Genomic DNA, 20,280 nt, shown 5'->3' with positions numbered 1-20,280 from the left:
GTGGGTAACGCGAAGCTTACCCACCGGTTTTCGGAAAGGTTGGGTGCAGACGACTCAAGCGCCGATCTCGGCGGAAAATGCTCCGCAGTTTTCCACCCTACGAATTCCCCACTGCTATCAGTCAATCCACCTTGGCTCGACACGGCTTCTTGCTTTTCCATTGCACGACTTGCCAGACGACGCCGAACGCCCCTTTCAGGAGGCCGAATGGAATCCGCGCGGAGGGGAGCGAGCGGCATGGATGCCGCGAGAGGACTAGGCGTCCCCGCGATAAAGGGCCATGGATGGCCCTTGTACGCCGGCCCCCGAAGCGCGGATGGAATGAGGGAAGTCGAGCGAAGCGAGACCCGGATGGAGGGGCAAGCGTTTTTGCTTACTTTTTTGGCAACTGAAAAAAGTGAGTCGCCCAGCAGGGCGAAACCTGAGGCTGGACCCACCAGCAGAGCGGCGTCGTCGTCGTTATCAGGTTGCGGCAACTCCGCCGGATCGCGAGCAAGCTCGCTCCTACGAAAAGCGACAGACCGATCAGCGGTTATGGCATAAGGAGAGCGACGACTGTTCACGGCGCCTCCTAAAACGGCTGAATACTGGTGGTCAGGGTCCCCATCAACAACGCCCACCCGTCCACCAACACAAACACCATCAGCTTGAATGGCAACGAGATCATCATCGGCGAGAGCATCATCATGCCCATCGCCATCAGCACGCTGGCGACTACCAGGTCGATTACCAGAAACGGCACGAAGATCATGAAGCCGAGCTGAAAGGCTGTTTTCAGCTCGCTGAGCACGAACGCCGGCAACAGCAGGAAGAAGTCCAGATCATCGAGGTTCTCCGGCACTTCCTCGCCTGCCAGCGAGACCATGGTTTCCAGCGAGGTCTTGTTGGTCTGCGCCAGCATGAACGCCGAGAGGCTGGTTTTGGACACGTCCAGCGCCTGTTCCAGGCTGATCTCGTCGTTCTGGAAGGGCTCGAAGGCGGCGCTATGAATCTCCTGCCAGACCGGGCGCATCACCAGCAGGGTGACGATCAGTGCAATGCCGATCAGCACCTGGTTCGGCGGGCTCTGTTGCAGGCCGATGGCCTGGCGCAGGATGGCCAGCACGATGATGAAGCGGGTAAAGCAGGTCATCATCATCAGCATCGCCGGCAGGAAGCCCAGCAGCGTCATGATGATCAGGATCTGCAGCTTGATGCTGAATTCCTGGCCGTTCTCGGTATCGTTCAGGTTGAACAGAGTGATTTCGCCACCGGCAGCCTGCGCCACCAGCGGGAACAGGCTGGCCAGCAGCAGACACAGCAGCGACAGCCCGCGGCGCAGCTTCATTGCGTCAGCGCATCCAGACCGACGCCGGACAGTTCGACGATACGCAGGCCGTAGCTGCCGTTCATCACCACCACTTCGGCCTTGGCGAACAGGGTGCCGTTGACCTTCACGTCCAGCGGCTCGCCGGCCACTTTGTCGAGCACGATGACGCTGCTGGTGTCGCACTCCATCAATTCTTTCAGCGAAATCTCTGCCGAGGCCACTTCCAGGGTGACGTTCACCGGGATCTTGCCGAAGAAGCTCAGGTCCTGGCGTGGCGCCTGGGGCTGGGGAGCGGGCGCGGCGGCTGGCTCGTCGGTGCCGTCGAGGCTCAGGTCGCCCTCGTTGATGAGGTTCTCGAATTCGTTGTCGGACAGTTGACCGGTCATTGGGATTTCACGCTTTCAAGTGAAGTGAGGAACAAGGCGCCGTCTTCTTCGAAGACAGTCCCCCGATAGAGCTTCTGCTGGTTGATGCGCACTTCGTAACGGTCCAGCGGGCGCACCATGAGAATGTCGTTGAGCTGCAGGGCAAGCACCTGCGACAGCGGCATCTGCACCGAGGCGACCACGCAATCCAGGCGTACCGGCAGGTGTTTGATGTGATCGACCGGGTTACCGGTCAGCCGGGCGGGCACCGGGCCGGCCAGGCGACTGGTCAGTTCATCGACCAGATCGGTGTCCAGATGAATGAAAATCGATGAGCGGCTATTGGTCAGGTGGCTGATGTATTCGAACTCAGCGACATATTCCCAAGTGGTTTCTTCGTAATCGTTTTCATAGCGCTCAAGTGCGCCGAATGTGTCGCCGGATAATATCGAGCGCGCAAAAATATAAGTCAGATCCAAGCCCAGTCGATCACGCATCCGTTGTTCGGAAGTGCTGATCGGCGGTGCTTCCTGACTGGGCACGATTGTTCCGCCGTAATAGCACTCGAGTGCCTCGGTGAGCAGGGCCCGGTCAATTGAAAAACCAACTTTCCCCATAGGCGAACGGTAGATGCATTCCGGTGCGTTATCTGCCGGCTCCTGAACATCGACCTTGCTCAGTTCGAGGCTGATCCGGTAATTGCGCAGAAAATAGTCGCCGATCAAGCGAGGGTTCTTGTTGGTGGTTTCCTTGATGAACTGAGGAATCTTGTGGTGGTGCCGGCCAAGCTTCTGCGGTTTTAATACAGTCAGGCTTTGGGCGGGCACGCCATGGTGGACTTTTGAATTGCCAGACATGTTGTGAACGGTAGTTCCTGGTTCTTGCACGGCTGGCGAAGGCCTGTCGCGCGGGTATAAGCAGAAGAAGGTTTGGCCAGGGCGGGTCTGCAATGCCTGAGGTCACGGGCACGGCTCTAGCGTGCCGCCAGTCTAGGCTTGGGCGCGAGGAAGAATTAAATCAATAGGTATCAATTGATCTTTTTTGAGATCACTGATGAGCATTTGATTTTAATTTAGCGGAACTGATTGGGCAGTTCCGGGCGGGCTTGTTAGCGTGCGCGCAATTGTTTCGGAGTGGTCGGCTGCAGTTACCTGTCTCGTTCGGCGAGTTGGACAGGCAGGGCGACAAAAGTTCCGAAAGACTTAAATAAATTTTTCAGCGAATCCGGCGTTGTGCTCGAGCAACAGGCGTAACAGCGCCAAGGTGGTCACATTGAATAGTGTCAGTCATGCAATGAACTACTCCCGCGAAGAGCTATTCGCTCCAGCGCCGGCGCGCAAGAAAATACTTATTGTCGGCAATCCCGCAGAGGCGGGTTGCGAGTTCCTTGAAGCGGGTCTGCGCAAGGAAGGTTGTGCGGTCTTTTCCTATGCCGGCCTGAATGATCTGGATAACGCCGCATTGAAGGGCGCGTCGCTGGTTTTTATCCTGATCAGCGGCATGCAACAGCCAACTCTCTATACGCAGGTCGATTCACTGATTCGTCGTGGACGCGCCATCAGCGTTATTCCCGTCGTGCAGTATGCCGATCAGGAAAAGGCCGCGGCCTTACTTGAGCTGGGTTGTGTTGATTATTTGTTGTCGCCGTTTAGCGAAAGTCAGTTAAGCGCATTATTGCGTCGTCAGGAATTCGCCGACGCGGCCCAGGAAAGTTTCGTCTCCTGCTCCCAGGCTGGCCGTCGTTTGCTGGCCATGGCGCAGCGTGTGTCGCTGACCCGGGCGCCGATCCTGATCACCGGTGAAACCGGAACCGGCAAGGAACTGATGGCACGCTACATCCATCGTTTCTCGGCCAGTGCCGATGCACCCTTCATTGCAGTCAATTGCGCGGCCATCCCCGAGCAGATGCTCGAATCGATTCTGTTCGGTCACGAGAAGGGCGCCTTCACCGGTGCGGTGACGGCCCAGCCGGGCAAGTTCGAACTGGCCAACGGCGGCACCCTGCTACTCGACGAAATCGGCGAGCTGCCGCTGGGGCTGCAAGCCAAGCTGCTTCGCGTGCTGCAGGAACAGCGTGTGGAGCGCCTCGGCGGGCGCAAGGAAATCGAACTCAACGTGCGCATCATCGCCGCCACCAACCGCGATCTGCAGCTGGAAGTGGCGCAAGGGCGCTTCCGCGCCGACCTGATGTTCCGTCTCGACGTGCTGCCGTTGCACATCAGCCCGCTGCGTGAGCGCAAGGAAGACGTGCTGCCACTGGCTCGCCGTTTCGTGGCCAAGTACGCGCCGCAGGAGGCCGGTGAAGAATTGTTCACCAGCGATGCCTGCCGCGCCCTTTTGCAACACGACTGGCCGGGCAACGCTCGCGAGCTGGAGAACACCGTGCAGCGCGCCCTGGTACTGCGCAACGGCCTGTTCATTCAGCCGCAAGACCTCGGCCTGGCAGCACCGGCACAAGCCGAAGTGCGCACCGAGCGGCTGCCGCTACCCACCGCCGAGACCGGCAAGGCCGCCCTGCGCGCCAGCGGCAAGTGGGCCGAGTACCAGCACGTGATCGACACCATTCGCAAGTTCGACGGGCACAAGACCAAGGCCGCAGCCAGCCTCGGCATGACTTCACGCGCTTTGCGCTACCGCCTCAATGCCATGCGCGAGCAGGGCATTGAGCTGAATTTCTGATTTAAACAAGTCAAGGGAGAGCCAGCGATGAGTTCAATCACTCAGGTACAGCAGGAACTGCTGGGCCGGATGCAGCAGCTCCAGGGTGTCGCCTCAGGCGCGACCATCAAGCCGGCTGACCAGACGGCGCCCGATGCGGGCGGGATGTTCATGGCGGCAATGCGTTCGGTCGACGCCCAGCAACACCAGGCCGGTGCAGCCATGGCCGCGGTCGACAGTGGTAAGAGTGACGACCTGGTGGGCGCAATGATCGACAGCCAGAAGGCTAGCGTGTCGTTCTCCGCGTTGCTGCAAGTGCGCAACAAACTGACCACGGCGTTCGATGACGTCATGAGAATGCCGCTGTGATCGAGCGTGAGAGCTAAGCCGTGTTTGAAAAACTGAAAAGCAGGATGCCAGCAGGTGGCTTCCAACTCGACCCGCGGGTAACGCTCGCCGGCATGGCGGTGATCGCTGCTGCGCTGGCGGTGGCCGTGGCCTTCTACCTGTGGCGCGACAACGGCTCGTTCCGGCCGCTGCATGGCGCCGGTGAAGCCTTTCCGGTCGCCGAGGTGATGCAGGTTCTCGATGCAGAGGCCGTGCAATACCGCATCCATCCGCAGAGCGGGCAGATTCTGGTGCGTGAGGACCAGCTGTCCCGTGCGCGCATGCTGCTCGCCGCCAAGGGTGTGAAGGTGGCGCTGCCGGCTGGCTACGAGCTGTTCGACAAGGAAGAGCCGCTGGGCACCAGCCAGTTCGTTCAGGACGTGCGGCTCAAGCGCAGCCTCGAAGGCGAGCTGGCGCGCACCGTGATGTCGCTCAAGGGCATCCAGCATGCCCGTGTGCACCTGGCGCAGGAGGAGAACAGCTCCTTCGTGGTCAGCAAGCGCGCACCGACCAAGGCTTCGGTGATGGTGCAGCTGGAGCCCGGCTACAAGCTGAGCGCGGATCAGGTTGGCGCGATCGTCAATCTGGTGGCCGGCAGCGTGCCCAACCTCAAGGGCGAAGACGTCGGCGTGGTCGATCAATACGGTGCACTGCTGTCTCGCGGTCTGAATGTCGGTGGTGGCCCGTCGCAGAGCTGGGGTGCGGTGGAGGAGTACCAGCAGAAGGCCGTAGCCAATATCGAGGAAGTGCTGGCGCCGGTGCTGGGCAGCGGTAACTACCGCATCAGCGTGGCGGCCGATATCGATTTCAGCCAGAAGGAAGAGACGCTCCAGTCCTACGGCGAAACCCCACGTCTGCGTCGCGAAGTGCTGAGCAATGAAAGCGCGCTGGATCAACTGGCGCTCGGCGTGCCCGGCTCACTGGCCAACCGACCTGTGGCCCCGCCGAAGGAAGGTGAGGAGCCCAAGCCGGCCCCAGGCGAGACCAAGGGGGCGACCTCCCTGCGCGAAGAATCCACCCGTCAACTGGACTACGACCAGAGCGTGATCCACGTGAAGCACGCCGGTTTTGCCCTGCGCCAGCAGAGCGTGGCGGTGGTGCTCAACGCCGCCGCCGCGCCGGAAGGTGGCTGGAGCGACGAGGCCCGCGCGGAACTCGAAGCCATGGTACGCAGCGCCGTTGGTTTCAAGGAAACGCGTGGCGACCTGCTGACCCTCAGCGTGCTGCCCTTCGCCGCTGTTGAAACCGTCACTGAAGAAGTGCCGTGGTGGGAAAACAGTCAAGTGCATGCCCTGGCCAAGCTCGGCGTGGCCGGCCTGATCGCACTGCTGCTGCTGTTGATCGTGGTACGTCCGGCTGTTCGCAGCCTGACCCAGCGCAACGCGCCAGGCGAAGCTGATCCGGTTGCACTTGAAGGCACCCTGGCGGCTGCGCCCGGGCCGCTGCCCATCGAGGCCGAGGCCCGCGCGGCATTGGCCAGCCCACGGCCCAGTGGCGACGGCATCCACGTATTCGGCGAACTCAATCCGCTCTCGGAAATTCGCCTGCCAGCGCCCGGTTCGGGGCTGGAGCTACAGATCGAGCATCTACAGATGCTCGCCAAGAACGACCCGGAGCGCGTTTCGGAAGTCATCAAGCATTGGATAGGCCGCAATGAAAGAGACCTCAACCCAGCCAGCTGAGTCGGTGACCGGCTCGAGTAAGGAAATCAAGGCGCGCCCGGTGCAGTTGCGCTCGGTGAGTTCGCTGGATCAGGCGGCGATCCTCATGCTGAGCATGGGCGACGACATTTCCGCGGGCATCCTGCGCAACTTTTCCCGTGAGGAAATCATCAGCATCAGCCAGGCGATGGCGCGTCTGTCCAACGTCAAGCAGCCGATGGTTTCCGATGTGATCAGCCGCTTCTTCGACGATTACAAGGAGCAAAGCAGCATCAAGGGCGCCTCGCGCACCTACCTGTCCGGCATGCTTGGCAAGGCGCTGGGCGGCGACATCACCCGTTCGCTGCTCGACTCCATCTATGGCGAGGAGATCCGCGCCAAGATGGCCAAGATGGAGTGGCTCGATCCCAAGCAGTTCGCTGCGCTGATCGCCAAGGAGCACGCGCAGATGCAGGCGGTGTTCCTCGCGTTCCTGCCGCCGGGCATGGCCACCGACGTGCTCGAGTGCATGCCGGCCGAGCGTCAGGACGAGCTGCTCTACCGCATCGCCAACCTCAACGAGGTCAACAGCGACGTGATCGCCGAGCTGGAACAGCTCATCGATCGCAGCTTGCAGGTGCTCTCGAATCAGGGTTCGCAGGTGCGCGGCGTCAAGCAGGCGGCGGACATCATGAACCGCTTCAAGGGCAACCGTGACCAGATGTTCGAGTTGTTGCGCGCCCACAACGAAGAGCTGGTGGGCAAGATCGAGGATGAGATGTATGACTTCTTCATCCTCTCGCGGCAGAACCAGGACGTATTGCAGACCCTGCTGGAAGTGATCCCGCTAGAAGAGTGGGTGGTCGCGCTCAAGGGCGCCGAACCCGCGCTGGTCAAGGCCATCCAGGGTGCGATGCCCAAGCGGCAGGCGCAGCAGATGGAATCGATCAACCGTCGCCAGGGCCCGGTGCCGCTGTCGCGGGTGGAGCAGGTGCGCAAGGACATCATGGCGGTGGTCCGCGACATGTCCAACGAAGGCGATCTGCAGGTTCAGCTGTTCCGCGAACAGACCGTCGAGTAAGCGCCGATGAGCATCAAGATCATCAAGGGTGAAGGCCGCTCCTGGCGCCCGTTCCGCTTTCCGCCTCGCGTGCGCACCGCCGCCGAACTGGCCGACAGCATGGCCGGTGATCCGGCCGCTTTACAGCGCGCGGTTGCCGATGGCTTTCAGGAAGGCATCGACAAGGGCTACGAGCAGGGCCTGGAGCAGGGTCGTGAGGCCGGGCACCGCGAAGGGTTCGAGCGCGGTGTCGAGGACGGCAAGGCCATCGGCCGCGAAGAAGGTCGTGCCCAGGGACGTCGCGCATTCGACGAAGCGGCCCGGCCCATGGATGAACTGGTCGAGCGCTTCGAGCGCTTCCGTCAGGAGTTCGAGCAGGCGCGTCGCGAGCAACTGCTGGAGTTGGTGCAGAAAGTCTCCAAGCAGGTGATTCGCTGTGAGCTGACCCTCCATCCGACCCAGCTGCTGACGCTGGCGGAGGAAGCCCTGGCCGCCATGCCGGGCGATCAGGAAGACGTACGCATCCTGCTCAACCCCGAGGAATGCACCCGCATCAAGGAGCTGGCGCCGGAGCGCGCAACAGCCTGGCGTCTGGTGCCAGATGAAAAACTGGCGCTCGGCGAGTGCCGCGTGATCACGGCGCAGGCCGAAGCCGATATCGGCTGCCAGCAGCGCCTGGATTCATGCATGGACACGCTGGGCGAACACATCCGGGCGGAAGCCTGAGATGTCCCTGCGCGAGAGCTTCCGGCTCGACGAGGCGTTGCGCTCGCTGGATACCGTGCAGCTGGCGAAAGTCAGCGGCCGGCTGGTGCGCGTCTCCGGCATGCTCTTGGAAAGCCTCGGCTGCCAGCGCATGACCGGCCAGCGCTGCTTCGTCGAACAGGGCGACGGCAGCATGCTCGAAGCGCAGGTGGTGGGCTTCAATCGCGATATCACCTATCTGATGCCATTCAAGAAGCCGGTTGGGCTGACATCCGGTTCGCGTGTTTTTCCGGCACCGGATGACGCCAAGCTACATATCGACGAATCCTGGTTGGGGCGTGTGGTCAACGGCCTCGGCGAGCCCTTGGATGAGATGGGCAAGCTCAGTGGACGCGATCCACTGCCCACCGAGCTGCCATCGGTCAACCCGCTCAAGCGCAAGCCGGTCAGTGAACCGCTGGACGTCGGCGTGCGGGCGATCAATGCCATGCTTACCCTCGGCAAGGGCCAGCGCGTTGGCCTGTTCGCCGGTTCCGGTGTGGGCAAGAGCGTGCTGCTGGGCATGATCACCCGGCAGACCAAGGCCGACGTGGTAGTAGTCGGGTTGATCGGCGAGCGGGGTCGCGAGGTGCAGGAGTTTCTGCTGCATTCGCTGGGCGAGGAGGGCCTGAAGAAGGCCGTGGTCGTCGTCGCGCCAGCCAACGAGTCGCCCTTGATGCGCCTCAAGGCCACCGAGCTGTGCCACAGCATCGCGGCGTATTTCCGCGACCAGGGCAACGATGTGCTGTTGCTGGTCGATTCCTTGACCCGCTATGCGATGGCCCAGCGCGAAATCGCCCTGGCCCTGGGCGAACCGCCGGCCACCAAGGGCTATCCGCCTTCGGTATTCGGCATGCTGCCGGAACTGGTGGAGAGCGCCGGCAATGGTGCCAACGACAATGGCAGCCTCAGTGCGCTGTACACCGTGTTGGCCGAAGGCGACGACCAGCAGGACCCGATCGTCGATTGCGCGCGGGCGATTCTCGACGGCCACATCGTTCTGTCGCGTCGGTTGGCCGACGCCGGCCATTACCCGGCCATCGACATCTGCGCCTCGGTCAGCCGCTGCATGAGCCAGGTCGGTCAGCCGCCGCATCTCGGCGCGGCGCGCCAGCTCAAGGAGTTCTACAGCACCTACGAGAAGATCAAGGAACTGATCCCGCTGGGCGGTTACAGCCCGGGCGCAGACCTGAAAACCGACCGCGCCGTGAAGCTGGCACCCACCATCGAGCGCTTCCTGCGCCAGGAAGTGGGCGAAGCCGCGGAGCTGGAAACCAGTCTCACCATCCTGCAGAGCATCATCAAACAACCATGAAGCAGCAGATCGAAACGCTCACGCGCCTGGCCAGCCTGCGTGGCAACCGGGTCAAGCAGATGCTCGGGCAGGTTCAGTATCAGCAGAATCTCTGCCAGCGCTATCGCAACAACATCACTGGCCTCAGCCGTCTGTGCGGCTTCAGCGTGCCGATGAGCACACCCTTGCAGCGCGACAACCAGCAGCGCTACAAGGCCACGCTGTACAAGATGGTCGAGTTGCAGCGCCGTGAACTGGCGGTGGCCGAGCAGGCGCTGACACGGATTCAGCAGGAGCTATTGCAGGCCATGCGCAGCGAGAAGGTGGTCGAGCATGTGATCGAGGCCAAGATGCAGCAGTGGCAGCAACTGTTGATGGCGCAGGAACAGAAGATTCAGGATGGCCTGGCCGCGCAGACCTGGTGGCGTAACCAGATTGCCTAGGTGGTGGGCTGGGCTACAAGTTTGCTTGGCCCCGGCGAAGGTTACGCAAAGGCAACCCGGGCACGTCGGCAACGGCCCGTAGGGCCAAATCCCTCTCCCTGATGGCGCAGAACCAAAAGATTCAAGGATGGCCTGGCGACGAAAAGGCCAACCCGGCACACCGGCAACGACCCGCAGGGCGAACTTGCCCTCCCTGATGGCGCAGAACCAGAAGATTCAAGGATGGCCTGGCGACGAAAAGGCCACCCTGGGCATGCCGGCAATGACTTGCACGGCCGACTCCCTCGCCCCGCTTGCGGGGAGAGGGCTGGGGTGAGGGGGGGCTTGGACACCGCACCGGAGGACCGGCTGAAAACGGTCCGCCTGTCAGCCCCAGCAAAAAAATATTTAAGGTTTCCGCCCGAGCGGTCGCTTGTTAGGCAGTAACCACCGAGTTGGAACGAAATCATGGAAATCAGCCGGCAGTTCAAGCCCGCCATTGCAATGCCCATCGAGACCGCCGCGGCGCGTCCGGCCAGCGCCCGTCCTGCAGCCCAGGCGGCCGCACGTCCAGCCGCAAGCCTGCCGCTGGAGCAAATGCAGGATGCCCTGCGCGCCATGCCCGAGGTCGATCTGGATCGTGTAGCGGCCATCAAGCAAGCCCTGCAGCGCGGCGAGATCTCTACCGATGTGGGCGAACTGGCCAGCAGCATGCTCAGCTACCACCGCGGAAATGATGCGTGAGCCAGCGCGAAAAGCTGCTGGCCGTCGTCGATGACGATCTCCAGCAGGACTGCGGCGATTACCTCGCCTTGCGCGAACTGATGCAGGAACTCTACGGCCGTCTGCTCGAACGCGATGTGCCGGAAATCGACCGCATCAATATGCAAATCACAGTCCGCGTCGAAGCCATTGCCGCGCGTGCCCAGCGTCGCAGCAAGGTGCTGGCGGCTTTCCGTCTGGAAACCTCGGGCGTGGGCATGCGCCGGCTGTTGTCCAGCTGCACCGGCGAGCGCGGCGAATCCCTTCAGCAGCACTGGCGGCAGGTCGGTGACCTCGCCGTGCAGTGCCAGCAGTTCAACGAGCACAACGGCAAGCTGCTCGCCATGCACCACGACATCCTTCAGCAACTGCTCGCCGGTGGGCAGGACGCTCGGCTCTACTCGCCTCAGGCTTACTGAGGCGCAACGTTCGGCTTCCTGCGCCTTCCGTTAGCAAGCGCGCCGCGCTGGCCTCATGTTGGGGTAACCCACCCGCATATCCACCGCGAATGTTGGATGGGAAAACAACATCCGTCCTGCATCCAGTGGCGCTCGAAGTCGCTTCTAGCCTTGCAGATCGCCAGCAAGCTGGCTCCTACAGAGCGCGCTATCGCGGCGGCGGCTGCCAGTCGTGATGCGCTCAATCTGCACGCAACGCTTTTGGTAGGAGCCAGCTTGCTGGCGATCGAAGCCTGCGAGCGCCATCAGGTCAAAAGGCTCGTCTCGAGCCAAAGCCTTCCACAGCTCAATCCACTTCATGGCGCTTTCGGGAGCGACCCACGCTTGTCAGGTCGCTCGCGCTGATAAGGATTAATCCTTTTCGGTTGCCGCTTTAACTCCCTCGCCTTTCACGTCGCCTTTATAGACAGATGTTCCGCCATCGGCCGAGGCGGAAACGGTGCTTCCCCGTTTCCTGGTCTTGTCGCGTTGCGGAAGCCTTTTTTCTGCATGGCCGGCTCTGAAACGCCCGTAATACGCGTATTCGAGAACTGGCATCCAACTTGCTCTACCTGTTTCAAGAGGGGATGGTGATGGCTATAAATTCCGATTACGTACAACAGATGTCGACGCAGTTGGCCACCTACGAAGTTCAGGGTTCGTTGGATCGGCTTAACCGCAACGAATCGCGCTACAAAGCTCAGCGCGACGCGTTGAACTCGCTGCGCACGTCGATGACGACTTTCAAGTCCGCCATCACCAAGCTCAACAGCAGCACGTCGAGCATGCTGACCAACAGTGCGACCTTCAGTCAGGACGGGTACGCCACCGCTACCGTGGGCACCACGGCAAAAGCCGGCACCTACGACTTCTTCGTCGAGCGCCTGGCCGCCAAGCAGCAGGTCGCTGTACAGGGCCTGGTCGATGGCAGCCTGAGCGGCACCCTGACGCTGAATGCCCAGGCCTTCGACCTGAGCCAATACGCCACGCTGAGCGATGCTGCCACGGCTATAAACGATGCTGGGCTCGGTGTACAAGCAACGCTGGTACGCAGCGATGGCGCGGTCAGCCTGGTGGCCAGCAGCGAGCAAACCGGCGCCGCCAATGCGTTCAGTCTCAGCATGACGGGCAACGCTGCCGCAACCACCACCCAGCTATCCACTGCTCAAGACGCCATGGTGCGTCTGGGTGGTAGTTATGGCACCGGCGGCATTGAGCTGACCAGCGCCAGCAACACCTTCACCGACGTCATCGATGGCGTCAGCCTGACCGTGAGCAAGACCCATACGGCGACTGACACCGCGTTGACTGTCACGGTGGGTCAGGACAAGGCCGGCACCCAGGCCAAGGCGCAGACCTTCATCGACGCCTTTAACGCGCTGATGACGAGTTTCGACTCGCTCACCGCCAGCGGCAGCGACAGTGCCAAACGCGGCGCTCTGGCTGGCGATTCCAGCGTGCGCTCCATCGAGAGCCGCCTGAACGGCCTGCTGCGTGCCGATTTCGGTGGCAAGAGCCTGATCGAGTTCGGCATCAGTGCCGACCGTAACGGCAAGCTGACCATCGACGCCAAGCGCTTCGAAGCCGCGGTCGCTAATGATCCCGCGGGCTTCGAGGAGCTGTTCACTGGCACCGACAAGCTGCTCGACAGCATGGACAAGACCGTCGCCGCGTACACCAGCAGCACCAACGGGCTGCTGAAGAACCGCATGGACACGCTGGACATGAACCTGCGCCGTATCGACGAGCAGTTCGACAACCTCCAGCAGCAGTACGACACCCATTACAGCCGCTACCTGCGGCAGTTCACCACGATGATGCAGACCATGCAGAGCATGGAGCAGACCAGCGGAATGTTCTCGATGCCAACCACACCGCAAGCTAACGGATTGTTCTCATGAACAGCTATCACCCTAACGACAGTTATGACAGCTACCGCTCGGTAGACCTCGAGGCGCGTGCAGCCTCGGCTTCGCCTTACGAACTGGTGCTGGTGCTGATGGACGGCCTGCTGGATGAGCTGGCCCGTGCCCGCGGCCACATCGAACACAAGCGTTACCAGCAGAAGGGCGTGTCGCTGGAAAAGTGCATGAACATACTCAACGGCCTTAACGGTGCACTCGACGAAGAGGGCGGTGGCGAGGTGGTTCAGGGGCTGGCGCGTCTGTATGAGTACTGCATCTACCGGCTTTCGGACGTCAGCGTGTCGCTGTCGCTGGAAGGGCTGGACGAGGTGATCAACCTGCTCAGCATTCTCCGCGAGGGCTGGGAGGGCGTCAGTGCCGCCCGTAAGTGACAGCGAGCGCCTGATGGCGCTGCACGGCGAATTGCAGCAGGCGTTGCAGAGCAACGACTGGACGGCGGTCGCCGCGGTTGACGCGGCGATCCGGCAGTGTCTCGAAACACTGGCCGGGCGGCTTGAGCTGGACGAGCCGACCCACGCTGCAAAGAGCCGCCTCAAGCAGCTCCACGGTGAAGGCTTGCAAGCCTGCGCCGACGAATGTGAGCGCCTGCGCCTGTTGTTGTTGAACCACCTCGAACACGCCGAAGGGCGTGCCGCCTACCAGCGCATAGACATGTTCCAAGTCGGAGACAGGGGATGATCATCCAGTCAATTTCCGCCACGCGTGCCGCCGCAGCAAGTGCTGAAGCCGCATTGCCGGTTGCTGCGCGCGCGAGCCACGGTGGGCAAGCCACCGCCGGCCGGGCGATGGCAGCCGATGCCCTGCGAGGCTTCGCTGAGCGCATGCAGCGGGCGTCGACCGCAGCTGATGATCAGTCCTCTGAGTTCTCCGCCGCCCTGCTGCAAGGTGCGCTGCCTGAGCTGGCAGCCGAGCAGGGCCAGGTGATGCAGGTAGGCGGCAATTCCAGCCAGGGCAATGAAGCGCCCCAGGAGCTGACCCCTGAACAATGGTTGCTGGGCATGATCGACCAGCAGCTGGCCGAAATTCAGGCGCGCGATGCGGCACAAGTTGCCGCCCCACCTGTGCCACAGGCACTGTCGCAAACCGTCACACCGACGAGCGACGACCTGCTGAGCCTCTTGCCGGGGCAGGCCCAGCTTGCCAACGCCCCGCTCGACGCCGTGCCGGGCGACTCGCTGAACATCGTGAAAGTGGCTGTTCAGGGCCGCGCCGTCGAGCTGAACCCGGTGGCGACGGCCATGCCCAAGCCCATCGTCGAGATGAGCGTCGGCCAATCTCTGGCCGCCGCAGTCACGCCGGCCGATGCCATGCCGGCCGTGTCGCTGGACCCGCTTCTGGACGTCGCTGAGCCACTGGACGCGGGCGACCCGCTGACCGCGACGGTCGAGCGCGGACAAAGCGCGCCGCTGCAGTCTGCCGATCGTGCGCTGAAGTTGCAGGCACCGGAGGCCAAGTGGGGCGAGCAGATGCTCCACGCCTTGCGTGAAAACGCGGATCTGCAAATCCAGCAGAAGATCCAGAGCGCCACCATCCGCCTCGATCCGCCGGAACTGGGCAGCATGGAAATCCTGCTCAGCCACGAGTCGGGCCGGCTCAACGTGCACCTGTCTGCCGCGAACGCCGACGTGGCGCGCCTGCTGCAGCAGACCAGCGAGCGTCTGCGCCATGAACTGGTGGGCCAGCACTTCGTCCAGGTCAACGTGCAGGTCGGCGCCGACAGCGGTGGTCAGCAAGGTCAGCCGCGTCAACGGCCGGTGCTCCCAGGGGAAGAGGCACCGCTGGCGGCTCGGCCGCAGGAGCAGGAACAGCAACGCGAAAGCGGCCGCACCCGGGACGTCCTGGTAACGGTTTGACCCGTTTCAACCTAATTAGCCATTTGTGAGTGAGTTATGTCGACGTCCCGTATTGTCCTGCTGATGCTGTTGCTCAACGTCCTGACCGTTGCCGGTGGCGTGGGTGCCAGTTACTGGCTGCTCAAGCCCGGCCTGGAAGGGGCCAGCTCAGGTGAGGTTGAGCAGGCTGAGCCGGTCGAGCCTTCGGAGTACGTGTTCTTCCCGGTGGACAAAGTGATCGTCAGCGTCCGTGGCGACGGCCGTGAGCATTACTTCGTGCTGGATCTGGCGCTGCAGGCGGATGCGTCAAAAGAGCCGCCTAAGTTCGAGCAAGCCGAGCCCATCGTGCGTAACTCGGTGGTGGGCTACCTGTCGTCCCTTCCGTTCGATGAATTGCGTGGGCTGAAGATCGGTGAGTTGCAGGAGCGCCTGGAAACAGCCCTGTTCGCCGATTTTGCAGCCAAGAATGCAGCGGTGCCCTTCAAGCACGTGCTGGTCAACAAGCTGATCGTGCAGTAAAGGCCGCGCCATGAGTGCCACTTGCCCCATCGACTACTATGGCGCCACGCCGGCCGGCCCCTCGGTGTTCGCACCGGCGGTCGAACAGCGCTGGCTGATGCAGTACCTGCCGCTGGTTAAACGCATCGTTCGCCAGCTGTCACTGCAGGCCAACCAGGTGCTCGACCGCGAGGACATGGAACAGATCGGCATGATGGGGCTGCTCGAAGGCCTGCGCCGCTACGGCGAACCCGATGAAGGCTTCGGCAAGTTCGCGTCCCTGAGAATCCGTGGTGCCATTCTCGATGAGCTGCGCCGCCAGGACTGGCGCCCGCGTCAGGTCCGCCAGCAGGCGCACAAGGTGCGTGATGCGATCCGTGACCTGTCGCGTCAGCTGGGCCATGAGCCCAGCGATGAGGAAATCAAGGCCCACACCGGCCTCGATGAAAAGGAATACCAGGCGTTTCTCTGCGCCGATTCATCCGAGGCCATCGAAAGCCTCGACGAGCTGCTGCAGAGCGGCCACGAACATTTTCCGGATACCACCGAGCTGTTCGAGGAGCGCCTGATCAAGGAGCGCGTGCTGGCGCAAGCGCTGGCGCGACTGGACGAACGCGAACGCCTGGTGCTGACACTGTATTACCAGCACGAACTGAGCCTGAAGGAAATCGCCCTGGTGCTGGAAGTCAGCGATGCCCGGGTTTGTCAGCTAAGCAAGCAGGCGATCGGCAAGGCCTGTCGCTTTTTAACCGAGAGAAGTCAGTAGTCATGCAGAAAGTATTAGGTGCCTTCATCATCATCGGTTGCGTGCTGGGCGGCTACGCCATGGCCAATGGCGATATGCGCATGCTCTGGCAGCCAGCCGAGGTGGTCATCATTCTCGGCGCCGCGCTCGGCAGTCTGGTGGTCGGTAACCCCAAGGAAGTCCTGATCGAGATGCTGCATCAGATCAAGGGCGTCTTTGCCTACCAGCGCCGTGGCGAGGAGTTTCAGCGTCAGTTGCTGATGCTGCTCTATGAATTGCTGGAGATGGTCGACGTGGGTGGCCTGAAGGTTCTCGACTCGCATATCGAAGAGCCGGAGCAGAGCGACCTGTTCGTGCGCTATCCCCTTATCCTCCAAGAAAAGAACCTGATGGCCTTCATCGCCGACAATTTCCGTCTGATGGCCATGGGCAAGATCACCGCGCACGAGCTGGAAGGCTTTCTTGAACAAGAGCTCGAAGCCATGGAGCACGCCCTGCTGCAGCCGGCGCGCTCGCTGCACAAGATCGGCGAAGCCATGCCCGGCTTCGGCATCCTCGCGGCGATCATGGGCATCATCATCACCATGGGCAGCATCGGCGGCAGCGTCGCGGAAATCGGCGCCCATGTGGCCGCAGCGCTGGTGGGTACTTTCCTCGGCATCTTCTTCTGCTACTGCCTGATGGACCCACTGTCGAACGCTATGAGTCAGCGCATCAAGACCGAGCTGTCGGCGCTGGAATGCGTGCGCACCACGCTGGTCGCCCATGTGGCCGGCAAGCCCACGCTGCTGGCGGTGGACGCCGGGCGCAAGTTGATCGAGCAGGACGTGAAACCCGCTTTCCGTCAGCTGGAAAAATGGGTGACCCAGTATGAGGAAGAAAGGGACGCCGCATGAGGAGCCGGGACAAGAGCAAGGGCGGCGGCGAGCACGAGATCATCATCAAGCGCCGCAGCAAGAAAGGCCATGGCGACGAACATGGTGGTGCCTGGAAGGTCGCCTTTGCCGACTTCACCCTGGCGATGATGGCGCTGTTCATGGTGCTCTGGATCATCCAGCCGCAGATGAATCAGACCAACCCCTCCTTTGGTGAGATGGAAAGCAACCCGCTGGTTGATGGCGGAGCCGGAATCTTCGATGGCACCAGCACCTCGCCGCTGGAACTCGACGGCGTGCCGGTGCGCCCACCGCAGGCTGACGACACCGACCGTAAGGAAGGGAAAGGCGATCAGGACGGCAGCCATAACTACGGCTCGACCGAAGAGCTGAAGAAACTCGCCGAGCTGATGCGCGAGGTTGCCAGCGAAGTCGATGCACTGGCCAACCTGGAAGTGGACGTGGTCCCGCAGGGGCTGCGCATTCTGATCAAGGACGACCAGGAGCGCTTCATGTTCCAGCGCGGCAGCGCGACGCTCAATCCACATTTCCAGAAGCTACTGGGCGTGCTCGCCGGGGTGCTGGCCAAGGTCGACAACAAACTGATCATCAGCGGTCACACTGACGCCACGCCGTATCGGCAGAAGAATGGCTACAACAACTGGAACCTCTCCGGGGATCGCGCCTTACGGGCCCGCAATGCACTGGTCGACTCAGGCCTGGGCGAAGGCTCGGTGCTGCAGGTAACGGCTCAGGCGGACGTCATGCCGCTGCACCCCGAAGACCCACAGAGCGGTGCCAACCGCCGGGTGGAAATCCTGTTGCTCACCGCTTCGGCCGAGGCGCTGTACAAGGAATTGTTCGGCGACAGCTACGGCAAGGTGCGCTTTTCCGAAAGCGGTGCGAGCTATAGCGGAGCTTCCGCGGATTAATCAGCATGGGGGCGGTTGGCGCGAATGACCGCCTATGGAGCGAGCCACTTAAGCTTGGATCGCGAGCAAGCTCGCTCCTACAGAATGGGCCGATGGCTGGCCCGGCATCCGGTACAACATTTCGGATTTGAATCTAGCAGATAGGCCGTTCATAGGAGCCAGCTTGCTGGCGATTGGGTATTTGCAGAGACCGGCTCCTTGGAATTCGCTGCACCTTGTTCGTGAACAAGCTCGCTCCTACAGACTTGGCCGGTGGCCGGTGGCTGGCCCGGCATCCGGAACAACATTTCGGATTTGAATCTAGCAGATAGGCTGTTCGTAGGAGCCAGTTTGCTGGCGATTGGGTATTGCAGAGACCGGCCCCTTGGAGTTCGCTGCACCTTGTTCGCGAACAAGCTCACTCTTACAGGGCGGCTATGGGCCCCGCAACAGGAAGAACGCTTCGGTTTGGTTCAGCGACATGCCGTTTGTAGGAGCCAGCTTGCTGGCGAATGGGCGGCGCGGGGGCTGGATTACGCGGGCGCCGTTACTGGTTCAGGCGCTGGTGTTCACTGCTAGGCATGGGATGGATTGCAGCGCCTATATCGCGATTCCGATAGGCGCCTCTATCAGGCGCATCGCAACCGCTGGCTGGCGTGTACTTCAGCCGCGGTTAGGGTGGTCGTCTGCGCAATAGACCTGGCGGGTTTCGACGCCGTACAGACAGGAGCCGACCTGTTCGAGGGCGATGCGTGCACCCTTGTGGGAGCCGTAGAACAGGTTGAATACCAGCTCATCGTCCATCTGGTCTTTCGGCCCCAGGCCGTGCACCTGACCTTCTTCCACCACCAGCGATGCCCGCCCGAGCAGATCTGTTTCCAGGCGACCGGACGCCTCGACGATGGCCGGCGCGTTGCGTGTCATCGAGTAGAAGCGGCCCTTGTTGAAGACCAGGCTCTGACTGACTTTGACGGTCGTACCGTCGCTCAGCAAGACATGTCCGCTGGAACTGTAATGACCGTCGAGACTGGACGAAGCCGTGCCAGTGGTTCCCATTGCCACGAACGCCCATAGCAGCAGCGCAGCAGGCGCCATCACCCGCAGCATGCGTTTGCCGACTGCGCCGGTTTCGTTCTGGCTATTCATTGCAGGCACTCTTGTAAATGGTCGCTGGGAATGGTCTGGACGCGGCTCTTGTGTACCTTGAGCCAATTGACCCGGCCGTCACCTTGCAGGCAACGAATCTCGTAGAAGCCTGGGGACATGTTGACGATCAACCGCGCCGGCTCGGCACTCATGTTGCTCATCGTATCGACCAGCAGCCCTGTTTCCTTAATCAGCGCATCGAGCAGGTGTTGGCTCTTCTCCACATACAGCACCTCAAGCGCCCCGACATCGACCGTTTGAGTAAACGACGGCGCAGAGCTGCTGGCCAGGCGAAAGCCGAGGGTCGCCAGGCCCAGCAGCACTATCATTCCCGAGCCGGCGAGCGCCATGCTTTGCCACGAACGGAAGCGGCGTGCGGCTTTAGGCTGCTCGGTCTTTGGCAAAGCGCTTGGCGCCGGCGGGACCATCACCACCGCGCCTTTATTTTCAGCAACGGTCGTCAACGGCGCGGCGTTGATTAAGGGCTGCGCCTGATCGACTTTCAAATACTGCGGATTGAACAGGTAGCCGCGTCGCGGCAACGTCTGGATGATCTGGCTACCCGCATCGAACAGGGCCTGGCGCAGCGTGTAGATCTGCTGATTGAGGCTGCCCTGGCCAACTACCCGACCCTCCCAGGCATAGGTCATCAGCTCCTCGCGGGACACCACTTCTCCTGGCACCTGCAGCAGGCGCTCCAGCACTCGGCTACCGGAAAACCCCAGATCGAGCGTTTCTTCGTGTTCATCATGGGTCAGCACGAGCTGGAAGAGCGCGCGGTCGAAGCGAGCCGTGCAACCGTCTCGCCCGGTTTTCAACAGGTGACAGACGAGGGCATCGGTGGCCAGTGGGGTCAGAGATGAGGTCATGAGCGCCTGAGTTCGGGTTTTTCGGATTAATGGTTTTACCGGTGTGATGACCTTGGCAAAACGGGACGCCGGCATATTGGCGTCGTTTTTTTGATAGGGCAAGCGGGTAGACCATTAAAAGCGCTGGGCGGCGAGGGGCCGAGCGCTCCGAACAGATGCCGTTGGAAAGGCAGATATGGCGTTTTACGGCTGAAAATTGGGATTAATCGGGCATATCTAGTGTATGGACGTCTGGCTAAAAATAGCCGCCGTTTGTCGGAGCTTCCATGGGGCAGGGCTGGGAAAGCAAAAAGCCCCGAACCAGTCGTAATGCTGTTCACTTAAGCGGAGCAGCCTTACGATCCACCGGATACCGGGTTTTGGAAATTTTCACCGTCCTTGGCCTCCCTGGCCTTGGACGG

23 protein-coding genes are annotated in these 20,280 nt (G+C 61.7%); 17 read left to right on the top strand and 6 right to left on the bottom strand.

Annotated features, from left to right (window positions below; translation table 11 throughout):
* Window positions 1-571: 571 nt before the first annotated feature.
* The 3 genes from fliP to ACQKEK_RS17925 are packed head-to-tail and all read right to left on the bottom strand — an operon-like array spanning window position 572 to window position 2,531.
* Entirely contained in the window at window positions 572-1,327 is a 756-nt protein-coding gene (gene fliP, locus ACQKEK_RS17935; RefSeq protein WP_499144082.1) for a flagellar type III secretion system pore protein FliP, read from the bottom strand.
* Window positions 1,324-1,695, bottom strand: a complete 372-nt coding sequence (fliN, locus tag ACQKEK_RS17930) for a flagellar motor switch protein FliN (protein WP_046163473.1) — start codon at window positions 1,693-1,695, stop codon at window positions 1,324-1,326. Before fliN ends, fliP begins: the two co-directional genes overlap by 4 nt.
* On the bottom strand, window positions 1,692-2,531 hold the full coding sequence (locus tag ACQKEK_RS17925; RefSeq protein ID WP_128119695.1) for a FliM/FliN family flagellar motor C-terminal domain-containing protein: 840 nt from the start codon (window positions 2,529-2,531) through the stop codon (window positions 1,692-1,694). The genes fliN and ACQKEK_RS17925 overlap by 4 nt, the downstream gene beginning before the upstream one ends.
* A gap of 436 nt (window positions 2,532-2,967) precedes the next feature.
* Here ACQKEK_RS17925 and ACQKEK_RS17920 point away from each other — a divergent pair, with 436 nt between their 5' ends.
* From ACQKEK_RS17920 to flgN, 9 genes are all read left to right on the top strand, one after another.
* Window positions 2,968-4,353 (top strand): sigma 54-interacting transcriptional regulator, encoded by a 1,386-nt coding sequence (locus ACQKEK_RS17920; RefSeq protein ID WP_499144099.1) that lies wholly within the window; start codon window positions 2,968-2,970, stop codon window positions 4,351-4,353.
* Between the two features lie 27 nt (window positions 4,354-4,380).
* A complete protein-coding gene (gene fliE, locus ACQKEK_RS17915; RefSeq protein WP_499144083.1) occupies window positions 4,381-4,701 on the top strand; it encodes a flagellar hook-basal body complex protein FliE in 321 nt (106 codons plus the stop codon).
* A gap of 20 nt (window positions 4,702-4,721) precedes the next feature.
* The gene (gene fliF, locus ACQKEK_RS17910; protein ID WP_128119693.1) at window positions 4,722-6,401 is read left to right on the top strand and encodes a flagellar basal-body MS-ring/collar protein FliF; all 1,680 of its coding nucleotides are present in this window, start codon (window positions 4,722-4,724) and stop codon (window positions 6,399-6,401) included.
* On the top strand, window positions 6,373-7,440 hold the full coding sequence (locus ACQKEK_RS17905; RefSeq protein WP_128119692.1) for a FliG C-terminal domain-containing protein: 1,068 nt from the start codon (window positions 6,373-6,375) through the stop codon (window positions 7,438-7,440). Before fliF ends, ACQKEK_RS17905 begins: the two co-directional genes overlap by 29 nt.
* Before the next feature lie 6 nt (window positions 7,441-7,446).
* Entirely contained in the window at window positions 7,447-8,145 is a 699-nt protein-coding gene (gene fliH, locus ACQKEK_RS17900) for a flagellar assembly protein FliH (RefSeq protein ID WP_128119691.1), read from the top strand.
* Window position 8,146: 1 nt separating this feature from the next.
* Window positions 8,147-9,478 (top strand): flagellar protein export ATPase FliI, encoded by a 1,332-nt coding sequence (fliI, locus tag ACQKEK_RS17895; RefSeq protein ID WP_046163480.1) that lies wholly within the window; start codon window positions 8,147-8,149, stop codon window positions 9,476-9,478.
* Window positions 9,475-9,900, top strand: a complete 426-nt coding sequence (locus ACQKEK_RS17890) for a flagellar FliJ family protein (RefSeq protein WP_046163481.1) — start codon at window positions 9,475-9,477, stop codon at window positions 9,898-9,900. The genes fliI and ACQKEK_RS17890 overlap by 4 nt, the downstream gene beginning before the upstream one ends.
* A 447-nt stretch (window positions 9,901-10,347) precedes the next feature.
* Window positions 10,348-10,623: a flagellar biosynthesis anti-sigma factor FlgM gene (gene flgM / locus ACQKEK_RS17885; protein WP_499144084.1), complete on the top strand. Its 276-nt coding sequence runs from the start codon at window positions 10,348-10,350 to the stop codon at window positions 10,621-10,623.
* Window positions 10,620-11,060, top strand: coding sequence for a flagellar protein FlgN (gene flgN, locus ACQKEK_RS17880; protein ID WP_128119689.1), 441 nt, complete (start codon window positions 10,620-10,622; stop codon window positions 11,058-11,060). Before flgM ends, flgN begins: the two co-directional genes overlap by 4 nt.
* A gap of 144 nt (window positions 11,061-11,204) precedes the next feature.
* Here the strand turns inward: flgN and ACQKEK_RS17875 are convergent, their stop codons facing one another.
* A complete protein-coding gene (locus ACQKEK_RS17875) occupies window positions 11,205-11,399 on the bottom strand; it encodes a hypothetical protein (protein ID WP_499144085.1) in 195 nt (64 codons plus the stop codon).
* Between the two features lie 272 nt (window positions 11,400-11,671).
* Here ACQKEK_RS17875 and fliD point away from each other — a divergent pair, with 272 nt between their 5' ends.
* The 8 genes from fliD to ACQKEK_RS17835 are packed head-to-tail and all read left to right on the top strand — an operon-like array spanning window position 11,672 to window position 17,885.
* Window positions 11,672-12,979, top strand: coding sequence for a flagellar filament capping protein FliD (gene fliD / locus ACQKEK_RS17870; protein ID WP_499144086.1), 1,308 nt, complete (start codon window positions 11,672-11,674; stop codon window positions 12,977-12,979).
* On the top strand, window positions 12,976-13,374 hold the full coding sequence (gene fliS / locus ACQKEK_RS17865) for a flagellar export chaperone FliS (protein ID WP_045422669.1): 399 nt from the start codon (window positions 12,976-12,978) through the stop codon (window positions 13,372-13,374). The genes fliD and fliS overlap by 4 nt, the downstream gene beginning before the upstream one ends.
* Window positions 13,358-13,681: a hypothetical protein gene (locus tag ACQKEK_RS17860; protein ID WP_128119687.1), complete on the top strand. Its 324-nt coding sequence runs from the start codon at window positions 13,358-13,360 to the stop codon at window positions 13,679-13,681. The genes fliS and ACQKEK_RS17860 overlap by 17 nt, the downstream gene beginning before the upstream one ends.
* A complete protein-coding gene (locus ACQKEK_RS17855) occupies window positions 13,678-14,856 on the top strand; it encodes a flagellar hook-length control protein FliK (RefSeq protein WP_499144087.1) in 1,179 nt (392 codons plus the stop codon). The genes ACQKEK_RS17860 and ACQKEK_RS17855 overlap by 4 nt, the downstream gene beginning before the upstream one ends.
* 36 nt (window positions 14,857-14,892) lie before the next feature.
* Window positions 14,893-15,354 carry a flagellar basal body-associated FliL family protein gene (locus tag ACQKEK_RS17850; RefSeq protein WP_499144088.1) on the top strand — a complete coding sequence of 154 codons (462 nt, stop codon included), beginning with the start codon at window positions 14,893-14,895 and terminating at the stop codon, window positions 15,352-15,354.
* Window positions 15,355-15,364: 10 nt separating this feature from the next.
* Window positions 15,365-16,099 carry a FliA/WhiG family RNA polymerase sigma factor gene (locus ACQKEK_RS17845; protein ID WP_102837143.1) on the top strand — a complete coding sequence of 245 codons (735 nt, stop codon included), beginning with the start codon at window positions 15,365-15,367 and terminating at the stop codon, window positions 16,097-16,099.
* A gap of 2 nt (window positions 16,100-16,101) precedes the next feature.
* Window positions 16,102-16,974 (top strand): flagellar motor stator protein MotA, encoded by an 873-nt coding sequence (gene motA, locus ACQKEK_RS17840; RefSeq protein WP_046163488.1) that lies wholly within the window; start codon window positions 16,102-16,104, stop codon window positions 16,972-16,974.
* Window positions 16,971-17,885 carry an OmpA family protein gene (locus ACQKEK_RS17835; RefSeq protein ID WP_499144089.1) on the top strand — a complete coding sequence of 305 codons (915 nt, stop codon included), beginning with the start codon at window positions 16,971-16,973 and terminating at the stop codon, window positions 17,883-17,885. Before motA ends, ACQKEK_RS17835 begins: the two co-directional genes overlap by 4 nt.
* 642 nt (window positions 17,886-18,527) lie before the next feature.
* Here ACQKEK_RS17835 and ACQKEK_RS17830 read toward each other — a convergent pair.
* Both ACQKEK_RS17830 and ACQKEK_RS17825 read right to left on the bottom strand, forming a co-directional pair.
* Window positions 18,528-19,010, bottom strand: a complete 483-nt coding sequence (locus ACQKEK_RS17830; RefSeq protein WP_499144090.1) for a hypothetical protein — start codon at window positions 19,008-19,010, stop codon at window positions 18,528-18,530.
* Window positions 19,007-19,879: a winged helix-turn-helix domain-containing protein gene (locus ACQKEK_RS17825; RefSeq protein WP_499144091.1), complete on the bottom strand. Its 873-nt coding sequence runs from the start codon at window positions 19,877-19,879 to the stop codon at window positions 19,007-19,009. Before ACQKEK_RS17825 ends, ACQKEK_RS17830 begins: the two co-directional genes overlap by 4 nt.
* Window positions 19,880-20,280: the final 401 nt, after the last annotated feature.

This window comes from Pseudomonas sp. NPDC077408 (assembly GCF_050269105.1).
Taxonomy (GTDB): Bacteria; Pseudomonadota; Gammaproteobacteria; order Pseudomonadales; family Pseudomonadaceae; genus Stutzerimonas.
The sequence above is the reverse complement of the archived record's forward strand: the minus strand, read 5'-3'. Positions and strand labels throughout refer to the sequence as shown.

Coding starts and splice junctions, on each gene's coding strand:
- ACQKEK_RS17850 (WP_499144088.1), top strand. CDS start 14,893: ATGTCGACGTCCCGTATTGTCCTGCTGATGCTGTTGCTCAACGTCCTG.
- ACQKEK_RS17835 (WP_499144089.1), top strand. CDS start 16,971: ATGAGGAGCCGGGACAAGAGCAAGGGCGGCGGCGAGCACGAGATCATC.
- fliI (WP_046163480.1), top strand. CDS start 8,147: ATGTCCCTGCGCGAGAGCTTCCGGCTCGACGAGGCGTTGCGCTCGCTG.
- fliH (WP_128119691.1), top strand. CDS start 7,447: ATGAGCATCAAGATCATCAAGGGTGAAGGCCGCTCCTGGCGCCCGTTC.
- fliD (WP_499144086.1), top strand. CDS start 11,672: ATGGCTATAAATTCCGATTACGTACAACAGATGTCGACGCAGTTGGCC.
- ACQKEK_RS17920 (WP_499144099.1), top strand. CDS start 2,968: ATGAACTACTCCCGCGAAGAGCTATTCGCTCCAGCGCCGGCGCGCAAG.
- fliS (WP_045422669.1), top strand. CDS start 12,976: ATGAACAGCTATCACCCTAACGACAGTTATGACAGCTACCGCTCGGTA.
- ACQKEK_RS17825 (WP_499144091.1), bottom strand. CDS start 19,879: ATGACCTCATCTCTGACCCCACTGGCCACCGATGCCCTCGTCTGTCAC.
- ACQKEK_RS17925 (WP_128119695.1), bottom strand. CDS start 2,531: ATGTCTGGCAATTCAAAAGTCCACCATGGCGTGCCCGCCCAAAGCCTG.
- fliP (WP_499144082.1), bottom strand. CDS start 1,327: ATGAAGCTGCGCCGCGGGCTGTCGCTGCTGTGTCTGCTGCTGGCCAGC.
- ACQKEK_RS17905 (WP_128119692.1), top strand. CDS start 6,373: ATGAAAGAGACCTCAACCCAGCCAGCTGAGTCGGTGACCGGCTCGAGT.
- ACQKEK_RS17845 (WP_102837143.1), top strand. CDS start 15,365: ATGAGTGCCACTTGCCCCATCGACTACTATGGCGCCACGCCGGCCGGC.
- fliE (WP_499144083.1), top strand. CDS start 4,381: ATGAGTTCAATCACTCAGGTACAGCAGGAACTGCTGGGCCGGATGCAG.
- motA (WP_046163488.1), top strand. CDS start 16,102: ATGCAGAAAGTATTAGGTGCCTTCATCATCATCGGTTGCGTGCTGGGC.
- ACQKEK_RS17830 (WP_499144090.1), bottom strand. CDS start 19,010: ATGAATAGCCAGAACGAAACCGGCGCAGTCGGCAAACGCATGCTGCGG.
- flgM (WP_499144084.1), top strand. CDS start 10,348: ATGGAAATCAGCCGGCAGTTCAAGCCCGCCATTGCAATGCCCATCGAG.
- fliN (WP_046163473.1), bottom strand. CDS start 1,695: ATGACCGGTCAACTGTCCGACAACGAATTCGAGAACCTCATCAACGAG.
- ACQKEK_RS17875 (WP_499144085.1), bottom strand. CDS start 11,399: ATGAAGTGGATTGAGCTGTGGAAGGCTTTGGCTCGAGACGAGCCTTTT.
- ACQKEK_RS17855 (WP_499144087.1), top strand. CDS start 13,678: ATGATCATCCAGTCAATTTCCGCCACGCGTGCCGCCGCAGCAAGTGCT.
- ACQKEK_RS17890 (WP_046163481.1), top strand. CDS start 9,475: ATGAAGCAGCAGATCGAAACGCTCACGCGCCTGGCCAGCCTGCGTGGC.